This is a genomic window from Mycolicibacterium fluoranthenivorans (genome assembly GCF_011758805.1).
Lineage (GTDB): Bacteria > Actinomycetota > Actinomycetes > Mycobacteriales > Mycobacteriaceae > Mycobacterium > Mycobacterium fluoranthenivorans.
Genome location: NZ_JAANOW010000001.1, coordinates 2,564,583 through 2,579,164 on the forward strand (window position 1 = coordinate 2,564,583; position 14,582 = coordinate 2,579,164).

General features: G+C 66.9%; 14 protein-coding genes. 11 read left to right on the forward strand and 3 right to left on the reverse strand.

The window, feature by feature from the left end; genetic code table 11:
• Positions 1 to 69: 69 nt before the first annotated feature.
• The 6 genes from FHU31_RS12370 (at position 70) to bla (ending at position 6,703) form a co-directional block, all read left to right on the forward strand.
• Complete coding sequence (locus tag FHU31_RS12370; RefSeq protein ID WP_090356650.1) at positions 70 to 1,083, forward strand: bifunctional riboflavin kinase/FAD synthetase; 1,014 nt, start codon at positions 70 to 72, stop codon at positions 1,081 to 1,083.
• A 96-nt stretch (positions 1,084 to 1,179) separates the two neighbouring features.
• The gene (gene rpsO / locus FHU31_RS12375; RefSeq protein ID WP_090356648.1) at positions 1,180 to 1,449 is read left to right on the forward strand and encodes a 30S ribosomal protein S15; all 270 of its coding nucleotides are present in this window, start codon (positions 1,180 to 1,182) and stop codon (positions 1,447 to 1,449) included.
• On the forward strand, positions 1,446 to 1,943 hold the full coding sequence (lppU, locus tag FHU31_RS12380; protein ID WP_420372086.1) for an LppU family putative lipoprotein: 498 nt from the start codon (positions 1,446 to 1,448) through the stop codon (positions 1,941 to 1,943). The genes rpsO and lppU overlap by 4 nt, the downstream gene beginning before the upstream one ends.
• A 273-nt stretch (positions 1,944 to 2,216) precedes the next feature.
• A complete protein-coding gene (locus tag FHU31_RS12385) occupies positions 2,217 to 4,463 on the forward strand; it encodes a polyribonucleotide nucleotidyltransferase (RefSeq protein ID WP_167158646.1) in 2,247 nt (748 codons plus the stop codon).
• On the forward strand, positions 4,441 to 5,784 hold the full coding sequence (locus tag FHU31_RS12390) for a M16 family metallopeptidase (protein WP_167158647.1): 1,344 nt from the start codon (positions 4,441 to 4,443) through the stop codon (positions 5,782 to 5,784). Before FHU31_RS12385 ends, FHU31_RS12390 begins: the two co-directional genes overlap by 23 nt.
• Positions 5,785 to 5,800: 16 nt before the next feature.
• Positions 5,801 to 6,703: a class A beta-lactamase gene (gene bla, locus FHU31_RS12395; protein ID WP_167158649.1), complete on the forward strand. Its 903-nt coding sequence runs from the start codon at positions 5,801 to 5,803 to the stop codon at positions 6,701 to 6,703.
• Between the two features lie 54 nt (positions 6,704 to 6,757).
• On the opposite strand, the gene ald is transcribed toward bla, so the two are convergent.
• Complete coding sequence (gene ald, locus FHU31_RS12400; RefSeq protein WP_167158651.1) at positions 6,758 to 7,873, reverse strand: alanine dehydrogenase; 1,116 nt, start codon at positions 7,871 to 7,873, stop codon at positions 6,758 to 6,760.
• Between the two features lie 125 nt (positions 7,874 to 7,998).
• Between ald and aldR the strand changes: the two genes are divergently transcribed.
• Positions 7,999 to 8,514, forward strand: coding sequence for an HTH-type transcriptional regulator AldR (gene aldR, locus FHU31_RS12405; RefSeq protein WP_167158653.1), 516 nt, complete (start codon positions 7,999 to 8,001; stop codon positions 8,512 to 8,514).
• Here the strand turns inward: aldR and hypB are convergent.
• Both hypB and FHU31_RS12415 read right to left on the reverse strand, forming a co-directional pair.
• Complete coding sequence (gene hypB / locus FHU31_RS12410; RefSeq protein WP_167158655.1) at positions 8,503 to 9,297, reverse strand: hydrogenase nickel incorporation protein HypB; 795 nt, start codon at positions 9,295 to 9,297, stop codon at positions 8,503 to 8,505. The two genes, aldR and hypB, sit on opposite strands and share 12 nt — an antisense overlap.
• Positions 9,290 to 9,667 carry a hydrogenase maturation nickel metallochaperone HypA gene (locus FHU31_RS12415; protein WP_167158657.1) on the reverse strand — a complete coding sequence of 126 codons (378 nt, stop codon included), beginning with the start codon at positions 9,665 to 9,667 and terminating at the stop codon, positions 9,290 to 9,292. The genes hypB and FHU31_RS12415 overlap by 8 nt, the downstream gene beginning before the upstream one ends.
• A 164-nt stretch (positions 9,668 to 9,831) precedes the next feature.
• Here FHU31_RS12415 and hypF point away from each other — a divergent pair, with 164 nt between their 5' ends.
• From hypF to hypE, 4 genes are read left to right on the forward strand one after another with little or no spacing between them, the layout of a single operon-like run.
• On the forward strand, positions 9,832 to 12,162 hold the full coding sequence (hypF, locus tag FHU31_RS12420) for a carbamoyltransferase HypF (RefSeq protein ID WP_167158659.1): 2,331 nt from the start codon (positions 9,832 to 9,834) through the stop codon (positions 12,160 to 12,162).
• Positions 12,135 to 12,422 carry a HypC/HybG/HupF family hydrogenase formation chaperone gene (locus FHU31_RS12425; RefSeq protein ID WP_167158661.1) on the forward strand — a complete coding sequence of 96 codons (288 nt, stop codon included), beginning with the start codon at positions 12,135 to 12,137 and terminating at the stop codon, positions 12,420 to 12,422. Before hypF ends, FHU31_RS12425 begins: the two co-directional genes overlap by 28 nt.
• Entirely contained in the window at positions 12,419 to 13,519 is a 1,101-nt protein-coding gene (hypD, locus tag FHU31_RS12430; protein WP_167158662.1) for a hydrogenase formation protein HypD, read from the forward strand. Before FHU31_RS12425 ends, hypD begins: the two co-directional genes overlap by 4 nt.
• Positions 13,512 to 14,579, forward strand: coding sequence for a hydrogenase expression/formation protein HypE (gene hypE, locus FHU31_RS12435; RefSeq protein WP_167158664.1), 1,068 nt, complete (start codon positions 13,512 to 13,514; stop codon positions 14,577 to 14,579). The genes hypD and hypE overlap by 8 nt, the downstream gene beginning before the upstream one ends.
• Positions 14,580 to 14,582: the final 3 nt, after the last annotated feature.

Sequence of the window (14,582 nt, forward strand, 5' to 3'; positions counted from 1 at the left end):
TTAGGCAATCATCACCTGATCCGGGGATCCGGAGCAGACGGCGAGGCGTGCGCGCCGTAGGCTTGCGTTGTGCAACGGTGGCGGGGCCGGGAAGACATCCCCACAGACTGGGGACGATGTGTCGTGACCATCGGGGTGTTCGACGGTGTTCATCGCGGACACGCCGAATTGATCAATCATGCGGTGAAATCCGGGCGCTCGCGCGGTGTGCCGACCGTGCTCATGACCTTCGACCCGCATCCGATGGAAGTGGTCTTTCCCGGTAGCCATCCGGCGCAGCTGACCACCTTGACCCGGCGCGCCGAACTGGTCGAGGAGACCGGTATCGACGTCTTCCTGGTGATGCCGTTCACCGCGGATTTCATGAAACTGACCCCGGAGCGCTACATCCACGAGCTGCTCGTGGAAAGCCTGCATGCCGTCGAGGTGGTGGTGGGGGAGAACTTCACCTTCGGCAAGAAGGCGGCGGGCAATGTGAACCTGCTGCGCAAGGCCGGTGAGCGTTTCGGCTTCGCTGTCGAAGGGATGACCCTGGTGTCCGAAGTGGCCGAACCCGGTCTGGGCGAGCGAAGCGACGGGGTACTGCTGCGGGACGAGACCGTGACGTTCTCGTCGACCTATATCCGGTCCTGCGTCGATGCCGGTGACGTGGTCGCCGCCGCCGAGGCGCTGGGCCGGCCGCACCGGGTCGAGGGTGTGGTGGTGCGCGGTGACGGGCGCGGCCGCGTGCTCGGCTTCCCGACCGCCAATGTCGCGCCACCCATGCATTCGGCCATCCCCGCCGACGGGGTCTACGCGGCGTGGTTCACCGTGCTCGGGCACGGCCCGGTGGTCGGCACCGTCACACCCGGACAGCGCTACCAGGCGGCGGTGTCGGTAGGCACCAACCCGACCTTCTCCGGGCGCACCCGCACGGTCGAGGCTTTCGTGCTGGACACCGAGGCAGACCTGTACGGCCAGCACGTCGCCGTCGATTTCGTGGCGCGCATCCGTGGCCAGGAGAAGTTCGACTCGGTCGACGACCTGGTGGTCGCCATGCAAGGCGATACCGCCAAGGCGCGCACGATTCTCGCTGCGCAGTGAGGTGCTGCTAGACTTCGCGGCGACCCAGCGCGTGCTGCAGTTCGCGGCGGCCGTGCCTCAGATAATCCTCGCGGACCTTTTTGATGGAGTTGTTTCGTGGCGCTCACTGCCGAACAGAAGAAGGAAATCCTCGGCCAGTACGGCCTGCATGACACCGACACCGGCTCGCCGGAGGCTCAGGTGGCCCTGCTGACCAAGCGGATCTCCGATCTGACCGAACACCTGAAGATGCACAAGCACGACCACCACTCGCGGCGGGGGCTGCTGCTGCTGGTGGGTCGTCGGCGCCGGCTGCTCAAGTACGTCGCGCAGGTCGACGTCGAGCGCTACCGGTCGCTGATCGAGCGCCTCGGTCTGCGTCGCTGACGCGGCGGGCCGCGGCCGTGCTGGCCGCGTTCTGTTTTCTCGTGGGGGGACTCACCACCGGCTGTTCGTCGGCTGCTGCCGCGGATCTGCGGACCGGGGACTGCCTGAAAGTGGGCGGTCCGCCGGACCGCCCGGAGGCCATCAAGGCGCAGTGCGGAAGCGCCGAGTCGAACTACAAGGTCATCGCCACCGTCGCCACCGGCGACGAGTGTCCGACCGATGCCGACTCGTACTACTCCATGCACAGCACCTTCGGTGACGGTGGCGGCACCACCTGTATGGATATCGACTGGGTGCCCGGCGGTTGCATGAGCATCGATCCGGAGCACGGCCGCGACCCCATCCGGGTGGATTGTGGCGACAGCACCCAGCCGCATCGCCAGCGCGCCACGCAGATCCTGCAAGGGGTGGCCAATGTCGATCAGTGCGGGAGTGGCCTGGGCTACCCGTACGACCAGCGCGAGTTCACCGTGTGCGTCGAGGACGTCTCGTGACACTGCTTGCCAATGGCCGTGTCGTCCCGGTGTAACATGGGGGTGTTTTAGGCCACTGGGCCCTGACACTTGGTGCGGTTCGCGTGTTTCCGCGCGCACCGTTCCTGTGCGTCACCGCACCGTTCGAGGTATCGGGCGGTCTTCGGTAGTGGCTGCCGGGAGTTCATCCCGGCCGCTTCGATCGACGGCCGTAGCCGTATCCGGGACGGGTCTCACGTTCGCTGACGCGCGAAACAGTTGAATACCTGACCAAGAGAGGCTGTACGGACACCTATGTCTGCAGTTGAAACCGACGAAGGCGTGTTTGAATCCACCGCCGTCATCGACAACGGGAGCTTCGGCACCCGCACCATCCGCTTCGAGACCGGCCGGCTGGCCCGCCAGGCCGCCGGTTCCGTCGTCGCCTACCTCGATGACGACACGATGCTGCTGAGCGCGACCACCGCCAGCAAGTCCCCGAAGGACCATTTCGACTTCTTCCCGCTGACCATCGACGTCGAAGAGCGGATGTACGCCGCGGGTCGCATCCCCGGTTCGTTCTTCCGCCGCGAGGGCCGCCCGTCGACCGACGCGATCCTGACCTGTCGCCTGATCGACCGCCCGCTGCGCCCGACGTTCGTGTCCGGCCTGCGCAACGAGATCCAGGTCGTCGTCACCATCCTGAGCCTGGATCCCAAGGATCTGTACGACGTGCTCGCCATCAACGCCGCCTCGGCGTCCACCCAGATCTCCGGCCTGCCGTTCGCCGGCCCGGTCGGTGGCGTGCGCGTGGCCCTGATCGACGGCCAGTGGGTCGCTTTCCCGACCGTCGAGCAGCTCGAGGGTGCGGTGTTCGACATGGTCGTCGCCGGCCGTAAGGCGGGCGACGATGTCGCGATCATGATGGTCGAGGCCGAGGCGACCGAGAAGGTCATCGAGCTGGTCGCCGGTGGCGCGGGTGCGCCGACCGAGGCCGTGGTGGCCGAGGGCCTGGAGGCCGCCAAGCCGTTCATCGCCGCGCTGTGCACCGCGCAGGAGGAACTGCACGCGGCCGCCGGCAAGGAAACCGCGGAGTACCCGCTGTTCCCCGAGTACCAGGACGACGTCTACGGCCAGGTCGCCGCGGTGGCCACCGAGGCGCTGTCGCAGGCGCTGACCATCGCCGGCAAGGCCGAGCGCGATGAGCGCACCGATGAGATCAAGGGTGAGGTGCTCGAGCGCCTGGCCGGCCAGTTCGAGGGCCGTGAGAAGGAGATCGGTGCCGCCTACCGATCGCTGACCAAGAAGCTTGTGCGCCAGCGCATCCTGACCGACCACTTCCGCATCGACGGTCGCGGTGTCACCGATATCCGCGCCCTGAGCGCCGAGGTCGCCATCATCCCGCGGGCGCACGGCAGCGCACTGTTCGAGCGCGGCGAGACTCAGATCATGGGTGTGACCACCCTCGACATGGTCAAGATGGCCCAGCAGATCGACTCGCTGGGACCGGAGACCTCCAAGCGCTACATGCACCACTACAACTTCCCGCCGTATTCGACCGGTGAGACCGGTCGCGTCGGTTCGCCCAAGCGCCGCGAGATCGGCCACGGCGCGCTGGCCGAGCGGGCCCTGATGCCCGTGCTGCCCTCGGTCGAGGAGTTCCCCTACGCCATCCGCCAGGTGTCAGAAGCGTTGGGCTCCAACGGTTCCACCTCGATGGGCTCGGTGTGTGCTTCGACCATGTCGCTGCTCAACGCCGGTGTGCCGCTGAAAGCGCCGGTAGCAGGCATTGCTATGGGGCTGGTCTCGGACGAGGTCGACGGGGAGACCCGCTACGTCACGCTCACCGATATCCTCGGCGCCGAGGATGCGTTCGGCGACATGGACTTCAAGTGCGCCGGCACCAAGGACTTCGTCACCGCGCTGCAGCTCGACACCAAGCTCGACGGCATTCCGTCCAAGGTGCTCGCCGGTGCGCTGGCCCAGGCCAAGGACGCGCGCCTGACCATCCTCGACGTGATGGCCGAGGCTATCGACGAGCCCGACGAGATGAGCCCGTACGCACCGCGGATCACCACGATCAAGGTGCCGGTCGACAAGATCGGCGAGGTCATCGGGCCCAAGGGCAAGATGATCAACTCGATCACCGAGCAGACGGGTGCGTCGATCTCCATCGAGGACGACGGCACCGTGTTCGTCGGCGCCTCCAACGGCGAGGCGGCCCAGGCCGCGATCGACATGATCAACGCGATCGCCAACCCGCAGCTGCCCAAGGTCGGGGAGCGGTTCCTCGGCACCGTCGTCAAGACCACCGATTTCGGTGCGTTCGTGTCGCTGCTGCCGGGCCGTGACGGGCTGGTGCACATCAGCAAGCTGGGCCGCGGCAAGCGCATCGCCAAGGTCGAGGATGTCGTCAAGGTCGGTGACAAGCTCCGGGTGGAGATCGCCGATATCGACAACCGCGGCAAGATCTCGCTGGTGCTGGTCGCCGAAGAGGGCGAGGCCACCGGAGATGATTCGGCGGAGCCCGTAGCCACAGATGCCGCGACCGCTGACGCCTAAACCCGCATTACGCCGCGGAAGTCGCGGCGCAGACACCTCCGAGGCAGTGCGGGTCACCGCACTGCCCGGAGGGTTGCGGGTGGTCACCGAGTACATCCCGTCGGTGCATTCCGCGTCGGTGGGGGTGTGGGTCAACGTCGGATCGCGCGACGAGGGTCCGTCGGTGGCCGGCGCCGCGCACTTCCTCGAACATCTGCTGTTCAAGTCGACACCCACGCGCTCGGCGGTTCATATCGCCCAGTCGATGGACGCGGTGGGCGGCGAGCTCAACGCGTTCACCGCGCGTGAGCACACCTGCTACTACGCCCACGTGTTGGACGCCGATCTGGAGCTCGCCGTCGACCTGGTGGCCGACGTCGTGCTGCGCGGCCGTTGTGCCGCCGAGGATGTCGAAGTCGAACGCGATGTCGTGCTCGAAGAGATCGCCATGCGCGACGACGATCCCGAGGACACCCTCGGTGACGTGTTCCTGACAGCGATGTTCGGCGATCACCCCGTCGGGCGCCCGGTGATCGGCAGCGCGGAGTCCATCGAGGCGATGACCCGCACCCAGCTGCACTCGTTCCATGTGCGCCGGTACACGCCGGAACGCATGGTGCTCGCGGTGGCCGGCAATGTCGACCACAAGCAGGTCGTCGCCCTGGCGCGCGAGTATTTCGGCCCGCATCTGGTCCGCGGGCGCACCCCGCTCCCGCCCCGCAAGGGTGCCGGGCGGGTGCCCGGACGGCCCGGTCTGCTGGTGGTCAACCGCGACGGCGAACAGAGCCACGTGCTCGCCGGTGTGCGTACACCCGGACGGTACTGGGAACACCGCTGGGCCATGTCGGTACTCAACACCGCGCTCGGTGGTGGTCTGAGTTCCCGTCTGTTCCAGCAGATCCGGGAGTCCCGGGGACTGGCCTACTCGGTGTATTCGACCATCGACATGTTCTCCGACGCCGGTGCGCTGTCGGTGTACGCGGCCTGCCTGCCGGAACGCTTCGACGAGGTGGTGCGGCTGGCCACCGACGTGCTCGACGAGGTGGCCCGCGACGGCCTCACCGAAGCCGAATGCCGGATTGCCAAGGGCTCGTTGCGGGGTGGCCTGGTGCTGGGCCTAGAGGATTCGGGGTCGCGGATGCACCGGATGGGCCGCAGCGAGCTCAACTACGGCGCACACCGCACCATCGCCCAGACCCTGGAACAGATCGATGCTGTCACCCTCGACGAGGTGAACGCGGTGGCACGCAAACTGCTGAGCAAACCGCTCGGTGCCGCGGTCTTGGGGCCGTACAAGTCGAAACGCTCACTACCGCAACGTCTTCGTCATATCGCGGGCTGATGGGTACAGTCGGGACATGCGGTTGTCCCGGCGAACTGTCCTGATCGGCGGCCTGACCTTCGCGGTGGCCGCGTGCAGTGCCGAACGCGTGCACGCCGACCCCGCCGAACCGCTGCCACCGCTCGACCAGCAGATCGGTGCGTTGGAGCGCAGGCACAATGCCGTCGTGGGTCTGTCGGCCGTGAACCTGAATTCCCCGGGGACGGTGGCGCATCGGCCCGACCAGATGTTCGCGATGTGCTCGACCTTCAAGGCCTATGCCGCCGGTCGGGTGCTTGAGCAGGTCGGCCGTGGTGAATTATCTTTAGAGGCAACGGAGTTCGTCGACCCGAGTGCAGTGGTCGCGAACTCGCCGGTGACCGGGCCCAGGGCGGGCAGTCAGATGACGCTGGCCGAGTTGTGTCAGGCGGCGTTGCAGCGCAGCGACAATACGGCCGCCAACCTGTTGCTGAGGCGCCTCGGCGGCCCGCCCGCGATCACGGCGTTCGCCCGCAGCGTCGGCGACGACCGCACCCGCCTGGACCGTTGGGAGACGGAGCTGAACTCGGCGATCCCGGGCGACCCCCGTGATACCAGCACGCCGGCGGCCCTGGCCGGCGGGTATCGCGCGCTGCTGACCGGGGATGTGCTGGCTCCACCGCAACGGCTGCTGCTGGAGCAGTGGATGCGGGCCAATCAGACATCCAGCATGCGAGCCGGTCTGCCGACGGGCTGGACGACGGCGGACAAGACGGGCAGCGGCGACTACGGCAGCACCAATGACGTCGGTGTCGCGTTCGGACCCGAGGGCCAGCGCGTGCTGTTGGCGATCATGACGCGTTCCGCCGCCGACGATCCCAAGGCCGACGCCCTGCGACCGCTGATCGGTGAGCTCACCACCCTGGTGCTGCCCTACCTGCTGGATCCGAATCACCCGTGACATACACATCGCCCGGCCGGAGAGATCCAGCCGGGCGATGGTGGGGGTGAGGTATCAGATCAGGACGGTCGACGGGTCGGTGAACGCCAGGTCGAGGTCGTTGGCGACGTGCTCGTTGAGCAGTGCGCCCTCGTGTGTCGAGAGTCCCTTGGCCAGTGCGGCATCCGCGGCGCACGCAGCCTGCCACCCCTTGTCGGCGAGCTTGAGCACGTACGGCATGGTGGCGTTGGTGAGCGCGTAGGTCGACGTCCGCGGCACCGCGCCCGGCATGTTGGCCACGCAGTAGAACACCGTGTCGTGCACCGCGAAGGTCGGGTCGTCGTGGGTGGTGGGCCGGGAATCCTCGAAGCAGCCACCCTGGTCGATCGCGATGTCGACCAGGACTGCACCGGACTTCATCTGGGCGACAGTCGCATTGGTGACCAGCTTGGGCGCCTTGGCGCCGGGCACCAGGACCGCGCCGATGACCAGATCGGCTTGCTTGACCGCATCTTCGAGGTCCAGGCTCGAGGAGTAGCGGGTTTCGATGGCGCCGCCGTACTCGGCATCGATCTTGCGCAGGGTGTTGACGTTGAGGTCGAACACGGTGACGTGCGCGCCCATACCCCAGGCCACGGCGGCTGCGTTGTCACCGGCCATACCGCCGCCGATGACGACGACCTTGGCGGGGGCGACACCGGGGACACCACCCATCAGGACGCCGCGACCGCCCTGGGTGCGCATCAGGTGGTAAGCGCCGACCTGGGCGGCCAGCCGGCCCGCGACCTCGCTCATGGGGGCCAGCAGTGGCAGCGCATTGTCGGCGGTCTGCACGGTCTCGTACGCGATCGAGGTGGTACCCGAGGCCAGCAGGGCATCGGTGCACGGCCTGGACGCGGCCAGGTGCAGGTAGGTGAACAGGGTCTGGCCCTTGCGCAGGCGCGAGTACTCGGCCTCGATGGGTTCCTTGACCTTCAGCAGCAGGTCGGCCTCGGCCCACACCTCATCGGCGGTGGCGACGATCTGGGCGCCGACGGCCTTGTAGTCGCTGTCGGACAGTGCCGAACCCTCACCCGCGCCGGCCTGGATGAGGACCTCGTGGCCACGGCGGGTCAGTTCGGCCACGCCGGCCGGGGTGATGGCGACGCGGAACTCGTTGTTCTTGATCTCGGTCGGGATGCCGACGCGCATTTCATGCTCCTGTGTGAACCGGTAGAGACGGTGGATACCGTGGATACGGTGGATGCTGCGTCCAATTGTGAAGAACCTTCGACCCAACAGCAATGACTACGACGTTAATTCGCTAAGATGCCGTCATGCGTGAACAATCAGCATCACCGCGTGCGCGTCTGGCGCCCGCGCCGAAGGATGTTCGGCCGGCGGAGCTCGACGATATCGACCGGCGCATGCTGCTGGCCCTGCACGCCGACGCCCGCATCTCCAACAGCGCGCTGGCCGATATCGTCGGCATCGCCCCGTCGACCTGTCATGGCCGGCTACGCCGCCTGCAGGACATCGGGGTGATCCGCGGGTTCTATACCGATATCGATCCGGCGGCGGTGGGGCTGACGATGCAGGCCATGATCTCGGTGAGCCTGCAGTCCAACGCGCGCGGGCGAATCCGGGACTTCATCGCCAACATCCGCAAGCGGCCCCAGGTCATGGACGTGTACTTCCTGGCCGGTGGGGACGATTTCATCCTGCATGTGGCCGCGCGGGACACCGATGATCTGCGCGCGTTCGTGGTGGAGAACCTCAATGCCGATGCCGATGTGGCCGGTACGCAGACCTCGTTGATCTTCGAGCATCTGCGGGGCGCGTCACCGCTCTAGGCGGACCGAGGGCGCGATGGTGGGTTCGGCGGCATGGCAGGCGAATTCGCGCAGCCAGTCAAACCAGGCCGACATGCCCGCCCCGGTGCGCGCGCTCAGCGGAAGCACCAATGCGTGCGGGTTCACCTGATGCACGTGGTCGATGTAGGTCGCGACATCGGCATCCAGATGCGGTTCGAGATCGATCTTGTTGAGCAGTACCACGTCCACCGAGCGGAACATGACCGGATATTTCAGCGGCTTGTCCTCACCTTCGGTGAGCGAGTACACCATCACCTTGGCATGCTCGCCGACGTCGAATTCGGCCGGGCAGACCAGGTTTCCGACATTCTCGACGATCACGAGGTCGAGGGCGGCCAGGTCGAGTCCGGCCAACGCCCGGTTCACCATCGGTGCATCCAGATGGCATTCGCCGCCGAAACCGTTGCTGGTGTTCAGAAGCGACACCTGTGCTCCGCGGCCGGCAAGTTTGGCGGCGTCGAGGTCGGTGGCGATATCGCCCTCGATCACACCGACTGAGATATCGCCGCGGAGCTCGTCGAGCGTGGCCGCGAGCACCGTGGTCTTGCCGGACCCCGGTGAACTCATCAGGTTGAGCGCGCGGACGCCGTTGGTCTCGAAGGCGGCCCGATTGATATCGGCCCGCACGTCGTTCTCGGCGAAGATCGACTCCAGCACGTCGATACGCTGCGACCCGGTGTCGTACCCGCTGTGGTCACCATGGTCGTGGCCGGCCTCGTGGCTGTGCACCGTGCCGTCGTCGTGACGGTGGAATCTACCCATTTTGAACACCTTCCGTTGATCTGACAGCAGGTAGATCGCCGATCTCGATCGATGTGACCAGAAACTCGTGGCCGTGCACCACGTCGACGTCGGCGCTGCCGCACTGCGGGCATGCGACAGAGAACCGCGATGCGATCTGCGAACCCGCCCCACACGCTCGGCATGACACCTCGGCGACCACCAGGTCCAGTTCCAGCTCGGCCTCGGCCAGGTCCTCGAAGTCGCGCAGCAGGGTCCAGCAGAACGCCAGCGCATCGGGTACGACCTGACGGAGGGCACCGACCTGAACCCGCACGACGCTCACGCGCCGGCCGGCGGCGTGGGATTTCACGACACCGGCTATTGCTTGGCACAGTGACAGCTCATGCACAGCGAGGCGCTATCGGTCTGGGTTCGTCGTTGATACTGCGCACTTTAATCCTCATTCGGATGGACCGATAGCCGAACCGGCATCAGGAAACGGGTCTAGCCTTGGGAGGCCGGTGCGCGCCGACAGCCCAATGGCGCGATCGGCTTGCTCTGTTCGGGAGGCCCATGAAGCGTGTTCTACCGTCGCCCGTCGCGACGGTGCGGACGAGGGTCGACATCACCGGCGTAGTCCAAGGTGTCGGGTTTCGTCCCGCTGTGGCGCGGATCGCCGACGCGCGCGGTGTGACCGGATTCGTGTACAACGACTCCGGCTCGGTGCACTGCGAATTCGAGGGTGCCGACGTCGACGTCGACGGCGCCGTGGAGGATATCCGCCGCGCGCCGCCACCGATGGCGCGCATCGACAGCATCGTGCGGACAGTCCTCGCGCCGACCGGTGCCGGTGACTTCCGCATCATCGACAGCACTCCGGCTGGGTCGGGCCGCACCCTCGTGCCCCCCGATATCGCCAGCTGCGCCGATTGTCTGCGCGAGATGCGCGACCCCACCGACCGGCGCTACCGGCACCCGTTCATCACCTGCACCAACTGCGGCCCGCGCTACACCGTCATCACCGACCTGCCCTACGACCGGCCCGCCACCACGATGGCGCAGTTCGCGATGTGCGCCCGGTGTGCCGCTGAGTACCGAGATCCCAGGGATCGCCGATTCCATGCTCAGACCATCGCATGTCCCGACTGCGGCCCGGTACTGCAGTGGTCGGGGCCGGATGGCGATGCGGACCCTATCGGCGCGGCCGTCGCGATGATCGACACCGGCGGGATCGTCGCGGTGAAGGGGATCGGCGGCTACCACCTGGCGTGCCGGGCCGACTCGACTACGGCCATCGCCGAGCTGCGACGGCGAAAATCGCGGCCGGCCAAGCCGTTCGCGGTGATGACACCCGATCTCGAAGCCGCCCGTGGCATCGCGGAGATCTCCGATGCCTCGGCGCGGCTGTTGTCGTCCGCTGCGGCGCCGATCGTGCTGGTGCCCCGATCCGGTGCCGGCGTCTGTTCGCTGGTGGCGCCCGGCCTGCGCGATATCGGGGTGATGCTGGCCTACTCGCCGATCCATCACCTGCTCTTCGAGCGATTGGGCACGACACCATTGGTGATGACCTCTGCCAACGCGGGTGGGTCACCGATCGTCTTCCGGGACGGCGACCTGAGTTGGATCACCGGGCTTGCCGACGGCGTGCTGTCCCACGACCGGCCCATTCACGTTGCGTGTGAGGACTCGGTGCTGACCGTCGACGATCGGGGCGCCACGCTGCCCTTGCGCCGGTCTCGGGGATACGCGCCACTGCCGGTGTCGGTTCCGGTTGCCGACGGACCCGTCATCCTGGCGACGGGCGGCGATCTCAAGACGACCTTCTGCCTGCTGGGGTCCGATGGACATGCACACCTGTCATCGCACCTGGGGGATATGGCAGACCCGCGCACGCAGTCCTGCTTCTCGGCGACGCTCGAGCACCTGGCGCGCATGACGGACCGGCGCCACGGGCGCATCGTCTGCGATATGCACCCCGGATATGCGACCACTCGCTGGGCGCAACGCCGGGGTGGACCGATCAGTTATGTGCAGCATCATCATGCCCACGCGATGTCGCTGCTGGCCGAGCACGCCCGCCTCGGCAGCCCGATGCTCGCGGTCACCTACGACGGAACCGGCTACGGCCCCGACGGCACCATCTGGGGCGGTGAAGTTCTGGCGCTCTCGGGTGCATGCGGATTCACCCGGGTGGGACATCTGGCACCCTTCGCGTTGCCCGGCGGTGACGGTGCCGTACACCAGCCCGCCCGGATCGCACTCGACCTCCTGCACCGGGCGGGTGTCCGGTGGGATACGGACCTGCCTCCGGTCTCGGCCGTGGGCGAGACCGGCCGACACGTACTGGCCCAGCAGATTCCACGTGGGATCGGGTGCGTCGCGACGACCAGCATGGGGCGGCTGTTCGACGGCGTGTCCAGCCTGCTGGGCGTCTGCCAACAGGTCACCTACGAAGGCCAGGCCGCCATCGAGCTGGAGCACTTCGCGCGCGCGGGCGGGCCGGGAGCGCGGGCCGTGGATTTCGAGATCCGCGACGGTGTCATGGACCCGACGCCGGCGATCATCGGATTGGTCGACGGGATACGTGCGGGTGCGGCTGTGCCGGAGTTGGCGTGGGCGTTCCATCAGGCCGTGATCAGGGCCACCGTGGCAGTGGCCGCCGAGCGCGCGCTGGCCGCCGCGATCCCCACCATCGGGCTGACGGGTGGGGTCTTCGCCAATCGTCTTTTGCTCGAAGGCATTCGAAACGGTCTGGCCGATCGTGGCTTCGAAGTGCTCACCCACAGTGTCGTGCCGTGTAATGACGGCGGCCTGGCCCTGGGCCAGGCCGCCGTCGCGGCCGCAGACAGGCGATCCTCGACAGAAGGAAGTGGCATATGTGCCTCGGAATCCCCGGCAAGATAGTCGAAATCTGGGAGGAGTCGGGTACCAGGATGGCCACGGTGGATTTCGGTGGTACCACCAAGAAGGTCTGCCTCGCTTACCTGCCCGACCTGCAGATCGGGGAGTACACCATCGTGCACGCCGGATTCGCCCTGAACCGGCTCGATGAGGAATCCGCCAACAACACCCTGAACATGTTCGCCGAACTCGGCATCCTTGAAGACGAACTCGCGGGTGTCCAGCCTTCGGCGCAGACCGGAGAACGTCGGGAGCCGGCGTGAAGTACCTCGATGAATTCCGTGACCCCGTTGCGGCCCGGGCGCTCGTCGACCACATCAAGCGCCGAGCCAGCCGTACCTGGACGATCATGGAAGTCTGCGGTGGACAGACTCATTCGATCATCCGTAACGGTATCGACCAACTACTGGGCGACGCCGTCGAGTTCATCCACGGCCCGGGTTGCCCGGTGTGCGTGACGCCCCTGGAATTGATCGACAGGGCCCTCGAGATCGCCGGGCGCGAGAACGTCATCTTCTGCTCATTCGGCGATATGTTGCGCGTACCGGGCAGTCACGAGGACCTGTTCAGCGTGCGTGCCCGCGGCGGGGATGTGCGGATCGTGTACTCGCCGTTGGACGCCACGCAGATCGCGGCGGAGAACCCGGATAAGGATGTGGTGTTCTTCGGGGTGGGCTTCGAGACCACCGCCCCGGCCAACGCCATGTCGGTGGTGCATGCCCAACGGCTGGGGCTGACGAACTTCTCGCTGCTGGTATCGCATGTGCTGGTGCCGCCGGCGATGACGGCCATCTTGTCCTCGCCGACCAACCGGGTCCAGGGTTTCCTCGGCGCGGGGCACGTGTGCACCGTGATGGGCACCTCCGAATACGGGCCGCTCGTTGCGGAGTTCGGCATCCCGATCGTGGTGTCGGGCTTCGAGCCGCTCGACCTGCTCGAAGGAGTCCGCCAGCTCGTCGACCTGCTCGAAGACGGTAAGGCCGAACTGCGTAACGCCTACCCCCGGGCGGTCACCGCGGCCGGGAATCTGGTGGCCCAGCAGACGTTGCACGACGTCTTTGTGGTCACCGACCGATCGTGGCGCGGTATCGGCATGATCGAAAAATCGGGCTGGACGCTGTCACCGCGCTACGCGGAGTTCGACGCCGAGAAGAAGTTCGGGGTCGGCCACCTGCAGGTCGCAGAATCCGCCGAATGTCACAGTGGTGAGGTGTTGCAGGGCCTCCTGAAACCTAATGAGTGCCCGGCTTTCGGGAAATCCTGCACTCCTCGCACGCCGCTGGGCGCGACGATGGTGTCCAGTGAAGGGGCGTGCGCGGCGTACTACCAGTTCCGCAGGCTGGATCTTGCCCATGTCTGAAGTGACCGCGATTGATCCGGCGGACTGGGTGTGCCCACTTCCCCTGCGGGAGACCACACGCATCGTGATGGGCCACGGTGGCGGCGGCATTTTGTCCGAGGAGCTGATCGAGAACCTCTTCCTGCGTGCGTTCGGCGCCCGGGGACCGTCGCGCGATTCGGCGGTGCTGACCGTGCCCGCCGGCCGGATCGCGGTCTCCACGGACTCATATGTGGTGCAGCCGTTGTTCTTTCCCGGCGGCAACATCGGCGACCTGGCCGTCAACGGAACCATCAACGACCTCGCCATGAGCGGCGCCCAGCCGCTGGGTCTGACGGCCGGCTTCATCCTCGAAGAGGGCCTCGAACTCGAAGTGCTCGGCCGGATCGCCCAGTCGATGGGCAAGGCGGCCGACCATGCCGGGGTCGGGATCGTCACGGGCGACACCAAGGTGGTCGGCAAGGGCAGCGCGGACCAGCTCTTCGTGAACACGGCCGGAGTGGGGGTGATCCCGGCCGGGGTGGACATCGGACCCGAGCGGGCATGCGTCGGTGACGACATCATTGTTTCCGGCGCCGTCGGTGAGCACGGCGTGGCGATCATGAGTGTGCGCGCGGGTATTGATTTCGGCACCGTCGTCACCACTGACAGCGCACCGCTGCACCGGTTGGTCGCCGCAATGCTGGCCGCGGATGCGCCCACCGGCGGTATCCATGCCCTGCGCGATCCGACCCGCGGCGGCCTGGTCGCCGCGGTGGTCGAGATCGCCAGGGCGGCGCGGGTCGGGATCGCGCTCGACGAAGCAGCGATCCCGGTGCCGGAGGCGGTGGCGTCGGCATGCGGGTTCTTGGGCCTGGATCCGCTTCAGGTGGCCAATGAGGGCAAGCTGGTGGCGTTCGTGGACCCGGCGGTCACCGAGGCAGTATTGGCGGCGATGAGAGCCCGGCCGGACGGGGTCGGCGCCGCAGTCATCGGCCGGGTCGTCGCCGAACATCCCGGTATGGCGGTTGGGCGCACTTCGTTCGGCACCACCCGGGTTATCGAACGTGAACTGGGCGAACAACTACCGCGCATCTGCTGACCC

Excerpts from the sequence above, each read along its gene's own strand:
- FHU31_RS12390 (WP_167158647.1), top strand. The coding sequence starts at position 4,441 with ATGCCGCGACCGCTGACGCCTAAACCCGCATTACGCCGCGGAAGTCGC.
- FHU31_RS12425 (WP_167158661.1), top strand. The coding sequence starts at position 12,135 with ATGTGCCTCGGAATCCCCGGCAAGATAGTCGAAATCTGGGAGGAGTCG.
- aldR (WP_167158653.1), top strand. The coding sequence starts at position 7,999 with ATGCGTGAACAATCAGCATCACCGCGTGCGCGTCTGGCGCCCGCGCCG.
- hypF (WP_167158659.1), top strand. The coding sequence starts at position 9,832 with ATGAAGCGTGTTCTACCGTCGCCCGTCGCGACGGTGCGGACGAGGGTC.
- hypE (WP_167158664.1), top strand. The coding sequence starts at position 13,512 with ATGTCTGAAGTGACCGCGATTGATCCGGCGGACTGGGTGTGCCCACTT.
- FHU31_RS12385 (WP_167158646.1), top strand. The coding sequence starts at position 2,217 with ATGTCTGCAGTTGAAACCGACGAAGGCGTGTTTGAATCCACCGCCGTC.
- ald (WP_167158651.1), bottom strand. The coding sequence starts at position 7,873 with ATGCGCGTCGGCATCCCGACCGAGATCAAGAACAACGAGTTCCGCGTC.
- bla (WP_167158649.1), top strand. The coding sequence starts at position 5,801 with ATGCGGTTGTCCCGGCGAACTGTCCTGATCGGCGGCCTGACCTTCGCG.
- hypB (WP_167158655.1), bottom strand. The coding sequence starts at position 9,297 with ATGGGTAGATTCCACCGTCACGACGACGGCACGGTGCACAGCCACGAG.